Raw genomic sequence first — 18,838 nt, forward strand, 5'->3', positions numbered from 1 at the left:
GCGCACGGCGCGCGTCGACGATTGGCTTGACGGCACGCTCGCATCACCTTGCAGTCAGGCGCGGCCAGCCATCATAGAGCATATTCTGGTGCGATATCCTTTAATAATTCATGACGACGCAGTGGGGGCATACCATTGCGCCACAGCTGCCAGCGCTTATTGGCCGCCTTAAATAAGCCATAGGCCAGAGCAACATGATTCCGTTTTGCCTTTCTTTGCTATCAAAAACTCGACCGATAGCCGTTACCTCGTTTTATTTTCATCGCCACATGCGATAGCGCATGATTATTTTCTGCGGAAAATGAAATTCTCCGGACAAATGCTAAATTTAAAATGATATCGGATCAGATAGCCCGTATATCTCCGTTATCATTAAGTTGCAAAAGCGTTAACTGACGCGACCGCCGACTTTTCACCGCGGGATAGTAGGTATATATCGCCGGCCTTTTGGCGGGGACCTACCGGTGCGTGAAGGGAAAAAACACAATTCATTGTTCTGCATGATCATTTTTACAAACAGGGAGTTGACCGCCATGTAAATAAAAACGGTTTTCATTAAAAACACGCTTTACCTTTCATTCACGTCTTTGTCGAGAAAATAGTTATCAGCCAATAAATTGTTATGCCCCAAATAATGCGAGTTGCAGGAAGGCTGAACGTGGTTTGCCGCGGCGAGTCCCGTGGAGAAGTTGAGTAATAAAGCCAACGCGCCTGCAACATGAAGTATGACGGATATATGCCTTTTCAATGCGACACACCTTGAAGTCCAGATTAAAAATAATCCTCAAGAGGACCTGAAATGCGCAACAATCAGCCAGTCACACAGCGGGAATACGTTTTCGATAAGGATGCCACACTCATGTCGGTCACCGACGTGAACAGCCATATTGTTTATGCTAACGATGCCTTTATTCAGGTGAGTGGCTTCGAACCCGACGAGATCGATGGTCAGCCGCATAATTTTGTACGCCATCCGGATATGCCGGTCGAGGCTTTCCGGGACATGTGGCAAACACTGAAACATCAGGAGCCCTGGACCGCGTTAGTCAAGAACCGGCGCAAAAATGGCGATCACTACTGGGTGCGGGCCAATGCAGTGCCGATTGTGCGTCAGGGTCGTACGACCGGTTATATGTCCGTACGCACCCAACCTTCTCGTCAGGAGGTGGACGCGGCGGAAAAGCTGTATCAGACGATGCGCACCGAAGGTAACAACCTGAAGCTGCACCGAGGGGTACTGTTTCGCACCGGCCTGACAGGGCTGTTTTCGCGCCTGAAGCTGATCTCCATGCGCTGGCGGCTACGCGGGTTGATCATGCTGACGGCGCTGATCAGTTACGTCGCTTTCTGGATGATTCATGGCGAGTTTGACTCTGACTTTTATATTTCCAGCTCGTTTATGACGGGCATGATGCTGCTGCTGGATGCCTTACTTGAATGGCAGTTGATCAAACCGATCGAAATGGTTAAGCAGCAGGCGCTGAATATCGCTACCGGCAACGCCAACACCATTGATTATGAAAACCGCGCCGATGAGATCGGTACGATTCAACGCGCCATCGGGCAACTGGGGCTGATGTTCCGCTGGCTGGTGGACGACATCAGCACGCAGGTGTTGAATATTCGCTCCGCCAGCGACGAACTGGCCAGCGGCAGCGAAGAGATGAACAGCCATGCCGAACGCACCGCCGCTAACGTGCAACAGACCGCCGCCGCCATGAACGAGATCAACACCACCGTGCAGACCAATACCACCACCACCAGCGAAGCCAGTCAGCAGGCCGCAACCGCCTGCGATGCGGCTATCAGCGGCGGTCGGGTGATCGGCGAAATGGAAAAGACCATGGACAGCATTGTCGCCAGTTCGGAGAAAATCGCCGGTATCACCTCCATCATTGATAACATCGCGTTTCAGACCAACATCCTGGCCCTGAACGCGGCGGTGGAAGCGGCCCGCGCCGGCGAGCAAGGCAAAGGGTTTGCCGTCGTGGCCGGTGAAGTGCGTAATCTGGCGCAACGCAGCGCCAGCGCCGCCAATGAGATTAAACAGCTGATCGAATCCAGCGTCGCGCAGGTTCGTTACGGTTCCACCCATGTCAGGGACGCCGGCGACAGCACACAGAACATCGTGGCAAGAGTAAACAGCGTCAGCCAGTTGATTTCGCACATTGCCGATTCAACCAAAGAGCAAACGGTCGGGCTGTCTGAAATCGGCCGGGCGGTGGAGGAACTGGAACAGATTACCCAACAAAACGCCTCGCGGGTGAATGCCTGCGCGCAGGCATCAGACCAACTCAATCTACAGGCACACCGGCTGGAACAGGCATTGCACGTATTCCGATAAACCGTTCCCGGCAACGCGCCCTGATGATGACCTCAGGGCGCGTACCATTGGCGTTGTCATGCGTTACTGCGCGCGTTCGCCGTTTTCTGCGCGCCAGCGCGCCACCCTCTCTTTCGTGACCTCTTCTTTATAACAGAGTGGCGCCGCGCCCCCTTTGCGGCTCCAGGCGCTGCGTCCGCCGCAACGGCTGCCGTTTCTGGCCGAGCTGTACGGGCAGGCGCAACTCCCCGAATAATCGGCAATCGACTCTTCAATAATAATTTGTCTGATCTGATTATCGCTCAAACGGGTATTTTTCGCGTCCGCCGTGGCGGCGAATAAAAAATATGACATGCAGAATAATTGGAAAAGATATTTTTTCACGACCCTATCCTCGCCTGGGAAAATGCAGATACCCCCAATAATTCGGGTTGCAGGACAACACGCCGCGTTGGCCCTTCAGCGCAAAGTCTGTCTGGAGCGGGCGCGTCAGGGCGCCTGCAATCTGACGTATGGCGGGTATACAACGGTTCTTATTTATTGCTCACGCATCGATTCGAATTGAAAATCCGAAGTATTAATAATAGACCGCTTTATTTAATCAGCCGGGGATAAATAGCCCTGTTGGTTTATTTTCCCTGACGCCTGTTTTTCATTCTTCGTCCGTCTTTACGCTGCGCGCTTATTCGCTAGCGCCGCTCTGAATACAGCGTAACGTCAGTTCACCGCCGAACACGGCGCCGGTATCGATATACTGCAGATTCCAGCATGTCAGCACCTGTCGTAACGGCGTATGCCCGAACAGGAAAAGGTCCGCGCCGCTAATCGGCCCGCCGACGCCGGCCAGCGCCTGGCTGATCCGCTGCCGGTTCCATAACACCTGTATCCAGGGCAGCGGCTGGTCAAATTGATAGCATTCCGCCGGGTAATCCGCATGCGCCACCACCGTGCGCCGGCCGGCGGTCTCAACCTCGATGACATACGGTAACTGCGCCGCCAGCGCCAGCAGCCGGCGGGCCAGCGTCTGACGCTCGTCATCCAGCCGGAAAAACCAGTCGCCGCCGTTGGCTCGCCACAGCGGAATCCGTGCGGTATCGTCCAGCGCGTCCAGCGCCATCTGCTCGTGATTGCCGCGCACCGCGCGAAACCAGCGCTGCTGCAACAGATCAAGACAGGCGAGACTCTGCGACCCGCGGTCGATCAGGTCCCCCACCGACACCAGCAGGTCGCGCCCGGTATCAAACCCGGCCTGCTCCAGCGTCGTCATCAGTTGCCGGTAACAACCGTGTACATCGCCCACCACAAAGATATGACGCCAGTCGGCGCCGGTAATGCGTTGATAGGCCGACGGTTGTCGTTCGCTCGTCATGATGCCGCCCTCCGTCGCCGCAGTGCTGCACTGTGACCCGCTGTTGAGGTACAGTCAGTATAATGCGGCAATGCTGTTTTCCAGACCTGATGTGAGCCTGTATGTCCGAGACTATTTCCCTGCGTATTCGTTTTGTCATCGCGCTAACGTTAACCGGCGTGCTGGCCGGCCTCGGCGGCATGCTGCTGGCGCTGCTGCTTCATGCCATTCAGCATCTGGCCTATGGTTACAGTCTGGACCATATCATCAGCGAAGAAAGTTTTTTACAGGGCGTTTCGGCGGCGGAGCCCGCCCGGCGCTTTATGGCTTTGCTGATCGGCGGCGTGGTGGCCGGTCTGGGCTGGTATGCGCTATACCGCTACGGCCGTCGGCTGGTGAGCATCGCCTCGGCATTGCAGGCGGAAAAACCGGATATGCCGGTAAACGATATGCCGGTAAAAGAAACCCTCATTCACGCGTTGCTGCAGATTGTTACCGTGGCGCTGGGTTCGCCGCTGGGGCGGGAAGTGGCGCCGCGGGAACTGGGAGCGCTGGCCGCCAATCATCTCAGCCGTGCGCTGCGCATGACCCCGGATGATACCCGTTTGCTGATCGCCTGCGGCGCCGGCGGCGGCCTGGCGGCGGTGTATAACGTGCCGCTGGGCGGCGCGCTGTTTGTGGTCGAAGTATTGCTGGCGCGCGTTCAGGTAAAAACCAGCCTGGCGGCGCTGCTGACCTGCTCGCTGGCGGCGCTGGTGGCGCGCGTCGGTCTGGGCGACGAGTATCAGTACCACCTCAATCTGCCGCTCAACGTGTCCGGCGATTTAACCGTCTGGGCGTTGCTCACCGGGCCGGTATTCGGGGTGGCCGCCTGGCTGTTTGTTCGCCTCACCCGTCACGCCCGGCAACATTCGCCGCGGAACGCCCGCCTTATCATCACCAACCTGCTCAACTTCACCCTGCTGGGATTGCTGGTGATCATCCTGCCGCAACTGGCGGGCAACGGCAAAGGCCCGGCGGAACTGAGCTTCACCAGCCAGTTGCCGATACTGCTGGCATTGCTGCTGTTGGGCTGTAAGGTACTGGTGCAATGGAGCAGTTTGCGCGCCGGCGCGCAGGGCGGCCTGCTGACGCCCGGTCTGGCCAACGGCGCGCTGCTGGCGGTGGCGTTGGGCGGCGTCTGGTCGTGGTTCTTCCCGCACAACCAGCCGGGCGCCTACGCGGTGATTGGCGCGGCGGCGTTTCTGGCGACCTCGATGAGAATGCCGGTCACCAGTCTGGTGTTGATCATGGAATTTACCCGTATCAACAACGACTTCTTCGTACCGATGGCGCTGTGTATCGCCGGTGCGGTCAGCACCAACATGCTGATTGAAAAAGTGACGTCGCCGTCCTGACGGCCCTCATTCGCTGCTCGTTTCCCATCAAGCCGGCGGCAGGTTGGCGCGCCTCACGGCGATGCGGGCATCTCAGCCTTCACCTTGATAATCTCATCAAAATAGAGCATCGAATTGGCGATGCTCTGCCGGACATTCAATATCGTATTGCGCACCGCCACCAGCCGGTTGCCCTGCAGCATCACCACGAACGGCGAGTTTTCCCTGACCGCCTGCTGCAATTGCAGGTAGATGTCGCGTCGCGTTTGTGGATCGCGCTGGGCGGCGGCAGCGTTGGTCAACCGGCTCAACTCCGGAATTACCCAGCCCAAACGGGCCGCCAGCGTACCTGGGGTATCCGGCTGGTTGAGGGCGAACGCGCTGGCATTGCTGCTGGAGTCAATATAGTCCGGCCCCCAGTAGGTGAATACCGCCTGAAAACGCCCGCGGCGCATGCGCGTCCAGAGTTCGCTCTCCACCACCGTCTGCACGTCGATATAGATATCGGCGCGGGCGAAACTGTCCTGCAACGCCTGCGCCACCTCGACATAGGGCGGCTGGTTGGCTACCAGCAGCGTAAACCGGCTGCCCGGCGCGATCCCGCCGTCGTGCAATATGCTCCGGGCTTTATCCACATCAAGCCGGAACGGTTTCTCCATTGCCGCGCCGTCAAATCCCAGCGGCAGGAAATTCTGATGCACCCGGAATTGCCTTTTCAGCAAGCGATTGGCGATGCCCTGATAGTCGACCAGCCAGCGCGCCGCCTGCCAGAAAGCGGGCTGCCCCAGAAACGGCGCCGTGCTACTGCGGGTGTTGAAACCCAGATAGTAAATTTTCGCCCCCGACGCCAGATTCACGTTGATGCCCGGCTGATTTTCCAGCGCGCTGAATTGGTCCGCGCCCAGATCGAAGGCGACGTCGACGTCGCCCTGCAGCAGCAACAAACGGCGCACGCTCGGGTCCGCCACGTCTTTCAAAATCACCTGCGCCAGCGCGGGCTGGCGGCGCGCATACGGGTTACTCTCCAGCAGCAATGCCTGCTGCGGCAGATAATGGCGAATCTGATAGCTGCCGCTGCCCGCCGAGCGGCTTCTCAGCCACTGATTGCCAAAATCACCGCTATCGCTGTGTTTCTCTACCAGCTTGCTGTCGACAATCAACGCCACGCTGGCCGATAACAGGCGTAATACCAGTTCGCTGCCGATATCGCTGGTCCAGCGGATCTCCAGCTGATGATCGTCGATTTTCCGGAACTGCCCGTCAATATTCGCCGACATCCACCCCAGTTCATTCAGAATGAACACCGGGGTTTTATTGAGTTTTACCGCCCGGGTCAGCGAATAGATGACGTCATCGGCCAGTACCGGATTACCGGAGGCGAATACGGCGTTGGGGTCAAGGGTAAAAATCAGGCTGCGCCCGTCGTGGCCTTCGCGCCAGGCAAGCGCCAGATCGGGGTTCAGTTGGGTGGGTTGATTACGATCGCTCGCCACCAGCCCCTGGTAAAGCGAGGCAAGGCAGCTGTTGCTGACGGTTTCGAAACTTTCCGCCGGATCAAAACTGATGATGCCATTCAGAGAGATAGCCACCACCAGCGTATTATCCGGCGTCAATGCCTTCACCGGCGGGCTGGCCATCAGGGTCAGCGTCAGCAGAATGGCAAACCATGCCTTCATCGTTTTTATTCCTCGGTATCACTGCATCAGCGCGAGGATCTGTTTACTAGAAATTCGTCTGCGCCGCCAGACGGCAACGCGTAAAAATTCCATTCAGCGGGGATGCAGTCGCCCTTCCTGTATCCACACCATGCGGTCACACATATGCTCCATCACATTGCAGTCATGGCTGACCATAATAATGGTCATCTCCTCCGTCTCCCGCCAGCGATTGAGCAGATTGAGAATACGCGCCTGCCCGACCGTGTCCAAGGCCGACGTCGCTTCGTCCAGCAACAGCAGTTGCGGACGCAGCAACAGCGCACGCAACAACGCCATTTGCTGACGTTGCCCGCCGGACAGTTGATGGGGATAGTTATCCAGTAAACGGCACGATAGGCCGACCTGTTCGGCGCCCTGCGCGAGCCGCGCATCGATATCCGTCACGCCCATCAACCGCAAAGGGTCGCTCAGGGTTTTACGCAGACTGTGTCGCGGGTGCAACGACGCGTAAGGGTCCTGAAACACCATCTGTACCTGACGCCGCAGAACCGCATCGAACGATCGGCCGGGGTGTACCGACTGATCGAGCAGCGTCATGCTGCCAGACCAGTGAGGGTTAAGCCCCGCCAGCGTCCATAATAACGAGGATTTCCCGCTGCCGGACGGCCCTGCCAGCCCAAAACACGCCCCTTGCGCCACGTTGAAACTGGCGTCATGCACCACCTCATGGCGCTGGTAACCCTGCCAGTGGGCCACGCTGACCTGCTGCAGCATCACCGCCATAGGCTCATGCATCACGCGGCTCCTCCGGCTCGTCCGCTGCTGTCGGCAGCGCCTGCCCGTGGGTATGCTTGCCCGGTCGGGCTTGCCACAACGTTCGGGTGTAAGGATGCGTCGCATCCGGCAAGCGCGAGGCGGCCAGTTCATCCACCAGTTTCCCCTGACGCATCACCAGTATCCGGGCGCAATGATGCACTACCAGCGGCAAATCATGGCTAATCAATAAAAGGCCCATGTGATGTTCGGCCAGCAGGTGATCGAGCAACGACAGCACCTGCACGCGGGTTTCCCGGTCCAGCGCAAAAGTACGTTCATCGATAATCAATAGATCCGGCTGGGTGATCATCGCCATCGCCAGCATGACCCGCTGCGCCATGCCGCCGGAAATCTGGTGGGGATAGCACGTCAGTACCCCGCTGGGTTCCGCCAGACCGACCGCATTAAGGCTTTCCAGCACCCGGTCGCGCCGTTCAGAACGCGACAGGCTTGTGTGCAGCCGCAGCGGCTCCGCCATTTGCCAGCCGATGGTGCGCATCGGGTTGAGCGCGTGTTTCGGCCCCTGCATCACCATCGCCATGCGCCGACCGCGCCACTGCCGCCATTGCCGCGGGCTGAGCTTCAGCAAGTCCTGCCCGGCCAGTTCAAGCCGCTCTGCCTGCATTCGACATTCGGGCGGCAGCAACCCCATCAGCGCCCAGGCCAGCAGCGATTTGCCCGCGCCGGACTCCCCCACCAGCGCCACCCGTTCGCGCCGCATGCTGAATGACAGCGGTTGCACCAGCGTTTGCGAGTCGCCGTTATGGCGCCGAATCGACAGATTTTCGACCTCAAGCAGCCAGGATTCAGCGTTTGTCATAACGGGGGTCCAGTTTGTCGCGCAATGCGTTGCCGAGCATATTAAAAGTCAGGCTGGTGAGGAAAATAGCCAGCCCCGGCATGGTGGCGACCCACCACTGCTCAAGCATCACGCTGCTGCCTTCCGCCACCATTGCGCCCCACTCCGCCATCGGCGGCGGCGCGCCCACGCCGAGAAACCCGAGCCCGGCCGCCGCCAGAATCATGTTGCCCGGCGTCATGGCCGCCCGCGTCAGCGCGCCGGGCAGGCACAACGGCAGCACATGGCCGTACATCAGCCGCCATCCGTCGATACCCTGCATACGGGCGGCAGCCAGAAACTCGCTGTTGCGTAGCGACATGGTTTCAGCCCGCGCCTGACGGGCAAACTGCGGCCAGGCGGTCAACGCCAACGCCAGTGCGCCGTGCAGCAGCCCTGTGCCCAACACCGCCACCAGCGCCAGCGCAATCACCAGCCCGGGTAATGCCAGCATGATGTCGGTCAGCCGCATCAGCAGCCGATCGACCCAGCCGCCGAGATAACCGGCGCCTACCCCGATCAGCAGCCCGATGGGAATGGTGATCACCAGAATCAGCGCCACCATTATCAGCGCCGGGCGAGTGCCATAAATCACCCTTGATAGCAGGTCGCGGCCGAAGCCGTCGGTCCCCAGCCAGTGGTCCGGGCCGGGCGGTTGCAGGCGATGCATCACATTTTGACTATAGGGGTCGAACGGCGCCAGCCAGGGAGCGAACAACGCGAGCAGCGTCAGCAGGCTCAACATCACAATGCAGACATTGAGGCTGTTCAGCATCGACGTGCGGCGCGTTGGCCGGCGCGGCTGGCGGTCGGTATAGAATGCATGTCGCCGCCTCATCGTGTTCGGGGGTCCAGCAAAAAGATCAATGCATCCGCCAGCGCGTTGAGCAGAATGAAACAGACGCCAATCAGCAGCGTCGCCCCCAGCACCGCCGGGATATCGGCGGCAAACAGCGCGGTGGTCAGATAGCGCCCCACGCCCGGCCAGGAGAATACGGTTTCCACCAGGATCGCGCCTTCCAGCAGGCTGGCGTAAGACAGCATCAGCACCGTTACCATCACCGTCTGAATATTCGGCAGGATATGAAAAAACAGGATGCGCAGCGGACTGGCGCCCATCGCGCGGGCCAGCGTCACGTACTCTTTGCCGCACTCTTCCAAAATAGCGGTGCGCAACATGCGGGCGATGCTGGCCATCGACACAAAGCCCAGCACGCAGGCAGGCAGCCACAAATGCGCCAGCGCGTTGCGAAACATCGCCAGATCGCTGTTCCAGCCGCCCAGCAGTACAAACCCGGTCGGCAATTCCGCCGAGTACTGATAAATATCATCGAAGCGCCCCGGCCCCGCGGACCAGTGCAGCACGGCATAAAACAGCAACAGACTCAGCAGACCGATCCAGAACACCGGTACCGAATAGCCCAGCAGCGTAACGCCGCGCACCAGATAATCCAGCACCCCGCCGGGTTTCAACGCCGACAGCAGCGCCAGCGTGACGCCGCCGCCGAACCCAATCACAATCGCGCAGGTCGCCAGTTCAAAGGTCGCCGGAAAGGTACGCAGCAAATCCTGCAGCACCGGCTGCGCGGTGGTGCGTGATACGCCGAAATCGCCTTGTAATAGCGCGGAAAGATAGTGCCAGAATTGCAGCCACATCGGCTGGTCCAGCCCCAGTTGCTGACGCACCTGGCTGTAAGTGGCGTCGCTGGCATGTTCGCCCGTCACGGGCAAAGCCTGATCGATCGGCGCCAGATGGGTTAACAGGAAGGTAAAAAACAACAGACCCAACAGCGTCAGGCACAATGAAAGGAAACTACCCAGCACTTTACCGGGACGCGCCGCAGTTCCCCATATCTGTTGATAAAATGGACTCATTGACGGAGGCCTTGTTGCTGGGAAGGCAACCCCAGGTCGTGACACGTTGCCAGCATGGTATCATCACTGCCGCCGGACTGGTATAGACAACCTCCGTCTCAGTTCACGCCCTCGTCAGGCCCGCGCCGCGCAGGGTTAACGCTACGCCTGACCGGCGGATGGGCCCTGCTGCAGTTCCCGCACCCGCTGCGCCAGCGCGCTCAGGCTTTCGTCCGCCATGCCGTAATGCTTCAGTTCCTGTTCCAACGCGAACAGATACTGGGCGTTGGTGCCGAGCGGCCCGCTGGCGCAGGCAATCAGCGGCGCAATACTCTGTATGCAGGTATCGGCTTCCAGCAGCGGATGTTCGGGGTCGGTGACAAACACCAGCGCGGTGATCGGCTCGCCGCTTTGGCAGCGCAGTTCGCACCATAGCGGCCGGTAACAACCGGTCAGCATTTCACGCTTCCACAGCAGTTCCAGCTCTTCGCGCAGGGTAGTTTCAGGCAACCGGTAGGCCAGTCCGGTGGTTTCGCCGCCGGGTTTCAGCCCCAGCATACGGCCAGGCTGGCTATGGGTGCCGCGGCCGGCGGTGAGGCGCAGACAAAAGGTGCGGTGCCAGCCGTTGAGCGTAGCCACGCAAACCTCTTCGGCATCGAATACCGGATTCCACATCAGGGAGCCGTAACCGAACACCCAGACCGGGCTTTGGTCAGGGCGGGATGCCAGCGTACACGCCAGAGACGCCGCACGCTGCTGAGGGGTCAGCAACAAGGATTCATCAATATTGCCAAACGAGGTTTTACAATCTGCTTTCTGCAAAAAATCACGCGTCAACACTACCCACTGCCCTCACTAAAACGTTTCTTACTGCGCGGCGGCATCGCCTCGTCTATTCTGGCCGATCATCAACCCTGTAATCAACGCAGGTATTGCTTATTTCTACGGCAAAATATCGTTAACCTTTACCAGAATTTTGCTAAACGCCCGATGCAATAGCGCGGCAGACGTTCATGAACGGTTTCGCAATGATGTCAGACCGCGCCCATCCTTCGCATTCATGAGAAAATGACAATCCCATCTTATTTATGCGTCGTTTAGCTTAAAAATGACAACCTATAAAAAGATAAAATACGTTATCATTTGATAAAAACAGTAAACAAAAAGTACAAAATCTTTTACTATTAATCAGATAAAACATAAAGAATGAAAACACCCCGTAAAAACCCGCTAAATCAGGTTACACCGGGTTTTAAGTAACAATACTTTTGGCTCCGATGGTGTCGGAGAGGCAGGGAAAAATCATCCGGGCAAAAACGCAGCATCGCCCAATGCGTCAATCAACGCCCGGATGCAATAAAAAAACGCTTATCTTTAGACGGTATAAGGAGACCCGACCATGCCAACATCCTCCGACGCGGTGAAAACCCGTCACCACGAATACACCCTGATTTTTCCGTTGCTGGCGCTGCTGGCGCTGACATTATGGGGCGATGCCCGCAGCCTGCCGGCTATGGTCGGCATCAACCTGCTGGCGCTGGTGGGGATCCTCGCCAGCGCGTTCAGCGTGGTGCGCCACGCCGATGTGCTGGCGCATCGTCTGGGGGAACCTTATGGCTCGTTGATCCTCAGTCTGTCGGTCGTGATTCTGGAAGTCAGCCTGATTTCGGCGCTGATGGCGACCGGCGATGCCGGCCCGACGCTGATGCGCGACACCCTTTATTCTATCATCATGATCGTCAGCGGCGGTCTGGTCGGCTTCGCCCTGTTGCTGGGCGGCCGCAAATTCGCCACCCAGTACGTCAATCTGGCCGGCATCAAGCAATATCTGATGGCAATTTTCCCGCTGGCGATACTGGTGCTGGTGTTTCCCGCCGCGTTGCCGGAAGGCAATTTCTCCGTGGCGCAATCCATCATCATCGCGCTGATTTCCGCCATGATGTATGGCGTATTCCTGCTAATTCAGACCCGCACGCATCAGAGCCTGTTTGTCTACGAGCACGAAGATGAAAGCGATGATGACAACCCGCACCACGGCAAACCGTCGGTACACAGCTCCGCCTGGCACGCAATCTGGCTGCTGGTGCATCTGGTGGCGGTGATTGGCGTCACCAAGATGGACTCGCCGCAGTTGGAAGGGTTGCTGGAGGCGATGAACGCGCCGGCTCAATTTACCGGTTTCCTGGTGGCGCTGCTGATCCTGTCGCCGGAAGGGCTGGGCGCCATCACCGCCGTATTGCGCAATCAGGTACAGCGCGCCATGAACCTGTTCTTCGGGTCGGTGCTGGCCACCATTTCGCTGACGGTACCCGCCGTAACGCTGATCGCCACGCTCACCGGCCGCACCCTGCAGTTTTCGCTCGACCTGCCGCATATTGTGGTGATGCTGTCGGTGCTGGTGCTGTGCCATATTTCCTTTTCCACCGGCCGCACCAACGTCCTCAACGGCAGCGCGCACCTGGCGCTGTTCGCCGCTTATCTGATGACCATCATGCTGTAAGCGCCCCGCCGGTATCGCCGCCCAGCGATACCGGCATCGTACTATTCATTACCGGTTATCTCATCCCGGTTATCTTGCCGTCTTCTCTACGCTTCCCGGTCTACGCTTTTCTGCCCGCAACTTCCTGCCGCGTATCGGCAACGCAGCGATTTATACGACAATATTCTCTTCTTGCCCGAAAAAATCCTTTCCATTGATTTACCGCTGGATCTGCGTCAAAAAACAGGCGTATGGTATCGGCTTTGGACTGTGTCCTACCGCGGCGGCTGCGCTTTTTGTTTCCACTTCTCCAGCAACCACCGCAGGCGGCACACGCCCTGGCCGTGACGGGCCGCTGTCGACCCGCCTGTTTTTCATTGTTTGGTTCTTGTTTTCCATGAAATCACACCGAATTAACGGTATCAGACCGTTCAGCGCGCTGATTGAAGCCTGCTGGCGAGAAACCTACACGCTGTCGCGTTTTACTCATGATGTTATTGCCGGGATCACCGTCGGGATCATCGCTATCCCGCTGGCGATGGCGCTGGCTATCGCCAGCGGCGTGCCCCCGCAGTATGGACTTTATACGTCGGCGATCGCCGGGCTGGTGATCGCGCTGTGCGGCGGCTCCCGCTACAGCGTCTCCGGCCCCACCGCCGCATTTGTGGTTATTCTTCATCCCGTATCCCAGCAGTTCGGCATCTCCGGCCTGCTGGTCGCCACCCTACTCTCCGGCGTGTTTTTGCTGTTGATGGGCCTGTGCCGGCTGGGGCGATTGATTGAATACATTCCTTTGCCGGTGACGCTCGGGTTTACCTCCGGTATCGCCATCACCATCGCCACCATGCAGGTAAAAGACTTTTTCGGCCTGACCATGACCACGGTGCCGGAGCACTATGCCGAAAAAGTGGCGGCGCTGGTACAGGCGCTGCCGACGCTGAACATCGGCGATACGCTGGTTGGCGCGACGACGCTGCTGGTGCTGATCGTCTGGCCGAAACTGGGCGTTCGCCTGCCGGGTCACCTCCCCGCGCTGTTGGCAGGCACCGCCGTGATGGGCGTGTTATCGCTGTTTCACCTTGACGTGGCGACCATCGGCTCGCGTTTCAGCTACCTGCTGGCCGACGGCAGTCACGGTCAGGGGATCCCGGCGATTCTGCCGCAGTTTTTACTGCCGTGGAACATTCCCGCGCCGGACGGCCACACCATGACGCTGAGCTGGAAAAGTCTGTCCGAGCTGCTGCCGGCGGCGTTTTCCATGGCGATGCTCGGCGCCATTGAGTCACTGCTGTGCGCGGTGGTGCTGGACGGCATGACCGGACGAAAACACCATCCCAGTAACGAATTGATCGGCCAGGGCATCGGCAACATGGTGGCGCCGTTCTTCGGCGGCATTACCGCCACCGCCGCCATCGCCCGCTCCGCCGCCAACGTGCGTGCAGGCGCGACTTCGCCCATCGCGGCGGTGATCCACGCAGGTCTGGTGCTGTTGTCCCTGCTGGTGCTGGCGCCCTGGCTCTCTTATCTGCCGCTGTCGGCGATGGCCTCACTGCTGTTGTTGGTGGCGTGGAACATGAGCGAGGCGCACAAAGTTGTCTACCTGCTGCGCCGGGCGCCGCGGGACGACATTCTGGTATTGGTGCTGTGCATGGCGTTAACCGTACTGTTCGATATGGTAATTGCCATTACGGTGGGGATTGTGTTGGCGTCGTTGCTGTTCATGGGCAATGTGGCGCGCATGACGCGGCTGAGCGAACTGCCGGGCACCATCGCGGGCCAGCGGCTGGTGCTGCGCATTAACGGACCGCTGTTTTTCGCCGCAGCGGAGCGCCTGTTTAATGAACTGATGGAACGCGCCCAGCCTTACCCGACGATTGTTCTGCAGTGGGATGCCGTGTCGGTGCTGGATGCCGGCGGCCTTAACGCTTTCCGCCACTTTGTGGAATTGCTGCCGCCGGAAAAACAGCTGATCATTACCGATATCCCGTTCCAGCCGCTCAAAACACTGGCCCGGGCTAACGTTACGCCGATCGCCAACCGGCTGGGTTTCTACGCCACGCTGGAACAGGCGCTGGCGGAAACCACCCCCGTTCCCGACGAGCCGGCTTCCTGATCGTTCACCGGATCCCGCTTTATGCGGGGTCCGATTCAGTACGCCTCAAATATTCAGCAGAGCAGCCCTGACGGCGCCGTCGATGTGGCGGAACGCACCGTCAGGCACTCCGCATGCTGGCTCAGCGCCAGTTCATGATCGCGGCAGGCCTGCCCTATCGCCTGCAACTGCTCGCCGGACAGCGCATAAGGCAGCCGGATGTCCAGCTCCGTTACCCCTTGCTGGCGCGCCAGTGTAATCAGACGGGAAAGATTGGTTTCATCGCTGGCCTGAGTGGACAGTACCTGCATCGCCAGTTCCAGCAGTTTATCCTTGCCGGCGCTCCCGGCTACCACGGGTGACTTGGTCACCATGCCGAAAATCGGCATCACGCCGTACAACGCGTCGATAAAGCGCCAGCGCTTGCGGCACAGCGCGCCAAGGTACGCGGTATAATCAATGCACATCCGTTCACTTTCAGAGGAGCCCGCAGGCCCGGAATGAGCCTCTTCCATCCTTTTTCTCCTTTCCGTCAACCGACCGTTGGCATCACGCCATTTCACGTTAACCATTACAACGTAAAAAGGATTAATAAGGTATAGTATCTCTAATAATTGTAGAGCTATTAGACAAAAGCAGGGACTTTTCTGCTGGCAATGCGATCCAGCGCACCCTACGCTTGCGTCGTAGCCGCTCATGCCGTCAGACGGCGCCGGCATGAGCCATAACACGCGTTCTGTTGTGAGTGGGATGTCATGTATAAAGTTGTTTTTGTTGAAGATGATCCGGAAGTCGGCAAACTGATCGCAGCCTATCTGGGTAAACATGATATTGATGTACGCATTGAGCCGCGCGGCGATAACGCGCTGGCCTTCATCGAAGAACAACAGCCCGACCTGGTGTTGCTGGACATCATGCTGCCCGGCAAAGACGGTATGACGATTTGCCGGGAACTGCGCCCTCTCTTTACCGGCCCCATCGTATTGCTCACCTCGCTCGACAGCGACATGAACCACATTCTGTCGCTGGAAATGGGGGCCGATGACTATATTCTTAAAACCACGCCGCCGGCGGTGCTGCTGGCGCGTTTGCGGTTGCATTTCCGTCAATACGCCGCCGCGCCGCAGCCGGCGGTGGAAAAAAGCGCGCCGGTGAAAACGCAGGTTCAGGTGCATAAATCGCTGCACTTCGGCCTGTTGTGCATCGATCCGGTTAACCGCGACGTCACGCTGGCGGACGAGAATATCGCCCTCTCCACGTCGGATTTCGACCTGCTGTGGCTGCTGGCCACCCACGCCGGACAGATCATGGACCGCGAAGCGCTGCTTAAGGCGCTGCGCGGCGTCAGTTACGACGGGATGGATCGCAGTATCGACGTCGCCATTTCCCGCCTGCGCAAAAAACTGTACGACAACGCGCTGGAACCGGTGCGCATCAAAACCATCCGCAACAAAGGCTATCTGTTCGCCCCCAATGCCTGGGAGACCCTCACGCCATGAAAAACTGTTTATTCAGTTCTTTCTGCTGCTGTTCGCCAGCTTTTTGGTGATGACCCTGCTGGTGGGGCTGGTGTACAAAGTCACGGCGGAACGGGCCGGACGCCAGTCGATGGATGACCTGATGAAAAGCTCGCTGTATCTGATCCGCAACGAGCTGCGCTCCATTCCGCCACGAGAATGGCACAAGACCATCAACCAGATGGACCTTAACCTGTCGTTCAAGTTGCACATTGAGCCAATCAGCAAATACCGGCTTAGCACGCAGGCGCAGCAGCGGCTGATTCAGGGGGAAATCGTCGCGCTGGACGACGAATACACGTTTATCCAGCGTATTCCGCGCAGTCACTACGTGCTGGCGGTCGGCCCGATTCCCTATCTGTTCTTCCTGCACGAAATCCGGCTGGTCAACCTGCTGTTTCTGGCGTTGATCGGCCTGTCGCTGGCGCTGCCGGTGTTCCTGTGGATACGCCCGCACTGGAAGGCGATGCTGCAACTGGAAAGCGCCGCGCAGCGGCTGGGTGACGGCCATCTGGAAGAGCGGACACACTTTGATAATACCTCCAGTCTGTTCCGCCTCGGAGTGGCGTTCAACCGCATGGCCGACAACCTCAACCAGTTGATTACCAGTAAAAAACAGCTGATCGACAATATCGCTCATGAGCTGCGCACGCCGCTGGTCCGGTTGCGCTACCGACTGGCGATGAGCGACAACCTGACCGACGAAGAACAAGAAGCCATCAACCGCGATGTCGGCCAGTTGGAGGCGTTAATCGATGAACTGCTGACCTACGCCCGCCTCGATCGGCCGCAGGTGACGCTGCATCTCGAAGAGATCGACCTGTCGCAATGGCTGCACAAGCGAATCGACGATTTCCGGCTGGTGCATGACGATAAACAGATTGAGCTGGACTTAACCGGCGATAACAACTTCGGCTATGTAGACCTGCGCCTGATGGAACGGGTGTTGAACAATCTGGTCAATAACGGCTTGCGTTTCTGTCAGCATCGCCTGCGGGTCGGGCTAACGCTGGACCAGCATACCGCCTACCTGCAGGTGGAGGATGACGGGCCGGGCATCGCGCCGGAAGACCGCGCACATATCTTCGAACCCTTCATCCGGTTGGAAGCCGGTATCGAAAACAGCAGCGGCGGCTGTGGTCTGGGGCTGGCGATTGTTCACGCCATCGTGCGCGCTTACAACGGCACGATCGAGGTAGACAGCAGCCCGCTGGGCGGCGCGCGCTTCCTGTTCCGCTGGCCGATTATCGAGCACAAATCCTCGTCAAATTCTTCGTCTGCAAACCTTGTACAATCCGTTACACGCGGAAACCAAACACTCACAGATCGCTAGCTTATGTTCCCCTATTCTTCAGTCATCGGCCCACCCTGGGGTTCGAAACGTGAACTGGATAATGAGGAATTTACGATGAATAAATTTTTAGTGATGATCGCAGGTGCGGCTCTGGGTCTGTCCTCTGTAGCTTTCGCAGCAGGTACCACTGCTCCGGCGGCTGCTCCGGCCACTACTACTGCTACTACTGCTACTACTGCTACTAAAGCTGACACCACCAAAAAACCGGTGAAAAAAGCTGAGAAGAAAAAAACCGATCAGAAAGCACAGGCTGCTAAAAAGCACAAAAAAGTAGCGAAGAAAAAAGCCCCGGCTGCTCAGAAGGCTCAGGCCGCTAAAAAACACAAAAAAGCCAAAAAACCGGCTGCCCAGAAAGCTCAGGCTGCCAAAAAAGTAGCAAGAAAAAACCGGCTGCCCAGAAAGCTCAGGCTGCCAAAAAAGTAGCAAGAAAAAACCGGCTGCCCAGAAAGCTCAGGCTGCTAAAAAAGTAGCCAAGAAAAAACCGGCTGCCCAGAAGGCTCAGGCTGCTAAAAAAGTAGCCAAGAAAAAACCGGCTGCCCAGAAAGCTCAGGCTGCTAAAAAACACAAAAAAGTGAAAAAAGCAAAAACCGCTCCGGCTGCTTAATTCACCAAAGTGACTGTTGATGGTCATGAGCACCGGTAGTCAGGAGTACGCTCCCCCACTACCGACATGACAATAGCGTTATCAAACACCCGGTTCGCCGGGTGTTTGTTTCATGGGGACCGGATAATGCTGCGACGCTACTCATTTGAAATCGTGCTGTCCTTCCTGCTTATCTGCGCGCTGGTTATCGTGGTGTTCTTCTTATAACCCGATTTCATCCTCGCCTGAGCGCCCAAACCGGGTCATCCGATTCGCCTGACCAACCAATCTGTCGTTTCCTGCCTGATTCCGGCATGCTACGTTTATAGTGGATTGATGACGGTTAATACGCTGAATTTCATCTTTAAAGGCCATTCATTACATGCGCATATCAGCCTGGTTGTTATGTTCATTGAGCGTGCTCGCCGCTTCTGCGTGGGCCGATAACGAACCGTCAGCCACGACGGAACAACAAAAACAGACTCTGTTCTTTAATCATGATGACCGCGACCAAGTGCCGGATACCGCCCAATGGCCGTGGCAGGCAATTGGTCAACTGGAAACCGCCAGCGGCAACCTCTGCACCGCGACCCTGATCTC

General features: G+C 58.0%; 17 protein-coding genes and 1 pseudogene. 8 read left to right on the plus strand and 10 right to left on the minus strand.

Annotated elements, in window-relative coordinates; genetic code table 11:
- The first annotated feature begins 799 nt into the window (after positions 1–799).
- A complete protein-coding gene (locus DXXMK7_RS12215; protein ID WP_038919334.1) occupies positions 800–2,344 on the plus strand; it encodes a PAS domain-containing methyl-accepting chemotaxis protein in 1,545 nt (514 codons plus the stop codon).
- A 63-nt stretch (positions 2,345–2,407) separates the two neighbouring features.
- Here DXXMK7_RS12215 and DXXMK7_RS12220 read toward each other — a convergent pair whose 3' ends face one another.
- A complete protein-coding gene (locus DXXMK7_RS12220; RefSeq protein ID WP_049842429.1) occupies positions 2,408–2,677 on the minus strand; it encodes a hypothetical protein in 270 nt (89 codons plus the stop codon).
- Between the two features lie 328 nt (positions 2,678–3,005).
- Positions 3,006–3,692: a metallophosphoesterase gene (locus tag DXXMK7_RS12225; RefSeq protein WP_038919336.1), complete on the minus strand. Its 687-nt coding sequence runs from the start codon at positions 3,690–3,692 to the stop codon at positions 3,006–3,008.
- Positions 3,693–3,793: 101 nt separating this feature from the next.
- Here DXXMK7_RS12225 and DXXMK7_RS12230 point away from each other — a divergent pair, with 101 nt between their 5' ends.
- Positions 3,794–5,068 (plus strand): chloride channel protein, encoded by a 1,275-nt coding sequence (locus DXXMK7_RS12230; protein WP_038919337.1) that lies wholly within the window; start codon positions 3,794–3,796, stop codon positions 5,066–5,068.
- Positions 5,069–5,121: 53 nt separating this feature from the next.
- Here the strand turns inward: DXXMK7_RS12230 and DXXMK7_RS12235 are convergent, their stop codons facing one another.
- From DXXMK7_RS12235 to DXXMK7_RS12260, 6 genes are all read right to left on the minus strand, one after another.
- Complete coding sequence (locus DXXMK7_RS12235; RefSeq protein ID WP_038919339.1) at positions 5,122–6,723, minus strand: ABC transporter substrate-binding protein; 1,602 nt, start codon at positions 6,721–6,723, stop codon at positions 5,122–5,124.
- A gap of 93 nt (positions 6,724–6,816) precedes the next feature.
- Entirely contained in the window at positions 6,817–7,500 is a 684-nt protein-coding gene (locus DXXMK7_RS12240; protein WP_038919340.1) for an ABC transporter ATP-binding protein, read from the minus strand.
- A complete protein-coding gene (locus DXXMK7_RS12245; RefSeq protein ID WP_038919341.1) occupies positions 7,493–8,341 on the minus strand; it encodes an ABC transporter ATP-binding protein in 849 nt (282 codons plus the stop codon). The genes DXXMK7_RS12240 and DXXMK7_RS12245 overlap by 8 nt, the downstream gene beginning before the upstream one ends.
- Positions 8,328–9,134, minus strand: coding sequence for an ABC transporter permease (locus DXXMK7_RS12250; protein ID WP_231348875.1), 807 nt, complete (start codon positions 9,132–9,134; stop codon positions 8,328–8,330). Before DXXMK7_RS12250 ends, DXXMK7_RS12245 begins: the two co-directional genes overlap by 14 nt.
- 59 nt (positions 9,135–9,193) lie before the next feature.
- A complete protein-coding gene (locus DXXMK7_RS12255) occupies positions 9,194–10,234 on the minus strand; it encodes an ABC transporter permease (RefSeq protein ID WP_049842424.1) in 1,041 nt (346 codons plus the stop codon).
- 141 nt (positions 10,235–10,375) lie between these two features.
- Positions 10,376–11,053: a gamma-glutamylcyclotransferase gene (locus DXXMK7_RS12260; RefSeq protein ID WP_038919344.1), complete on the minus strand. Its 678-nt coding sequence runs from the start codon at positions 11,051–11,053 to the stop codon at positions 10,376–10,378.
- 559 nt (positions 11,054–11,612) lie between these two features.
- Between DXXMK7_RS12260 and chaA the strand changes: the two genes are divergently transcribed.
- Positions 11,613–12,713, plus strand: coding sequence for a sodium-potassium/proton antiporter ChaA (gene chaA, locus DXXMK7_RS12265; RefSeq protein WP_038919345.1), 1,101 nt, complete (start codon positions 11,613–11,615; stop codon positions 12,711–12,713).
- A 376-nt stretch (positions 12,714–13,089) separates the two neighbouring features.
- On the plus strand, positions 13,090–14,805 hold the full coding sequence (dauA, locus tag DXXMK7_RS12270) for a C4-dicarboxylic acid transporter DauA (protein WP_038921004.1): 1,716 nt from the start codon (positions 13,090–13,092) through the stop codon (positions 14,803–14,805).
- Positions 14,806–14,858: 53 nt separating this feature from the next.
- On the opposite strand, the gene DXXMK7_RS12275 is transcribed toward dauA, so the two are convergent.
- Entirely contained in the window at positions 14,859–15,299 is a 441-nt protein-coding gene (locus tag DXXMK7_RS12275) for a hypothetical protein (RefSeq protein ID WP_038919346.1), read from the minus strand.
- A gap of 240 nt (positions 15,300–15,539) precedes the next feature.
- Between DXXMK7_RS12275 and rstA the strand changes: the two genes are divergently transcribed.
- From rstA to asr, 3 genes are all read left to right on the plus strand, one after another.
- Positions 15,540–16,283 carry a two-component system response regulator RstA gene (rstA, locus tag DXXMK7_RS12280; protein WP_038668381.1) on the plus strand — a complete coding sequence of 248 codons (744 nt, stop codon included), beginning with the start codon at positions 15,540–15,542 and terminating at the stop codon, positions 16,281–16,283.
- Positions 16,258–17,634 carry a two-component system sensor histidine kinase RstB gene (gene rstB, locus DXXMK7_RS12285; protein ID WP_038919347.1) on the plus strand — a complete coding sequence of 459 codons (1,377 nt, stop codon included), beginning with the start codon at positions 16,258–16,260 and terminating at the stop codon, positions 17,632–17,634. The genes rstA and rstB overlap by 26 nt, the downstream gene beginning before the upstream one ends.
- A 75-nt stretch (positions 17,635–17,709) precedes the next feature.
- Positions 17,710–18,078, plus strand: coding sequence for an acid resistance repetitive basic protein Asr (gene asr, locus DXXMK7_RS12290; protein ID WP_238555969.1), 369 nt, complete (start codon positions 17,710–17,712; stop codon positions 18,076–18,078).
- Here the strand turns inward: asr and DXXMK7_RS23100 are convergent.
- The gene (locus DXXMK7_RS23100) at positions 18,059–18,286 is read right to left on the minus strand and encodes a hypothetical protein (RefSeq protein ID WP_238555970.1); all 228 of its coding nucleotides are present in this window, start codon (positions 18,284–18,286) and stop codon (positions 18,059–18,061) included. The two genes, asr and DXXMK7_RS23100, sit on opposite strands and share 20 nt — an antisense overlap.
- A 334-nt stretch (positions 18,287–18,620) precedes the next feature.
- Here DXXMK7_RS23100 and DXXMK7_RS23105 point away from each other — a divergent pair.
- Positions 18,621–18,838, plus strand: a pseudogene (locus DXXMK7_RS23105) (serine protease); the annotation flags it as partial.

The organism is Dickeya sp. MK7 (genome assembly GCF_000406305.1).
Classification (GTDB): Bacteria; Pseudomonadota; Gammaproteobacteria; order Enterobacterales; family Enterobacteriaceae; genus Dickeya; species Dickeya fangzhongdai.

Coding starts and splice junctions, on each gene's coding strand:
- DXXMK7_RS12275 (WP_038919346.1), bottom strand. CDS start 15,299: ATGGAAGAGGCTCATTCCGGGCCTGCGGGCTCCTCTGAAAGTGAACGG.
- DXXMK7_RS12235 (WP_038919339.1), bottom strand. CDS start 6,723: ATGAAGGCATGGTTTGCCATTCTGCTGACGCTGACCCTGATGGCCAGC.
- DXXMK7_RS12250 (WP_231348875.1), bottom strand. CDS start 9,134: ATGCTGAACAGCCTCAATGTCTGCATTGTGATGTTGAGCCTGCTGACG.
- DXXMK7_RS12220 (WP_049842429.1), bottom strand. CDS start 2,677: ATGTCATATTTTTTATTCGCCGCCACGGCGGACGCGAAAAATACCCGT.
- DXXMK7_RS12240 (WP_038919340.1), bottom strand. CDS start 7,500: ATGCATGAGCCTATGGCGGTGATGCTGCAGCAGGTCAGCGTGGCCCAC.
- DXXMK7_RS12230 (WP_038919337.1), top strand. CDS start 3,794: ATGTCCGAGACTATTTCCCTGCGTATTCGTTTTGTCATCGCGCTAACG.
- DXXMK7_RS12215 (WP_038919334.1), top strand. CDS start 800: ATGCGCAACAATCAGCCAGTCACACAGCGGGAATACGTTTTCGATAAG.
- rstA (WP_038668381.1), top strand. CDS start 15,540: ATGTATAAAGTTGTTTTTGTTGAAGATGATCCGGAAGTCGGCAAACTG.
- DXXMK7_RS23100 (WP_238555970.1), bottom strand. CDS start 18,286: ATGACCATCAACAGTCACTTTGGTGAATTAAGCAGCCGGAGCGGTTTT.
- rstB (WP_038919347.1), top strand. CDS start 16,258: ATGCCTGGGAGACCCTCACGCCATGAAAAACTGTTTATTCAGTTCTTT.
- dauA (WP_038921004.1), top strand. CDS start 13,090: ATGAAATCACACCGAATTAACGGTATCAGACCGTTCAGCGCGCTGATT.
- DXXMK7_RS12255 (WP_049842424.1), bottom strand. CDS start 10,234: ATGAGTCCATTTTATCAACAGATATGGGGAACTGCGGCGCGTCCCGGT.
- DXXMK7_RS12225 (WP_038919336.1), bottom strand. CDS start 3,692: ATGACGAGCGAACGACAACCGTCGGCCTATCAACGCATTACCGGCGCC.
- chaA (WP_038919345.1), top strand. CDS start 11,613: ATGCCAACATCCTCCGACGCGGTGAAAACCCGTCACCACGAATACACC.
- DXXMK7_RS12245 (WP_038919341.1), bottom strand. CDS start 8,341: ATGACAAACGCTGAATCCTGGCTGCTTGAGGTCGAAAATCTGTCGATT.
- asr (WP_238555969.1), top strand. CDS start 17,710: ATGAATAAATTTTTAGTGATGATCGCAGGTGCGGCTCTGGGTCTGTCC.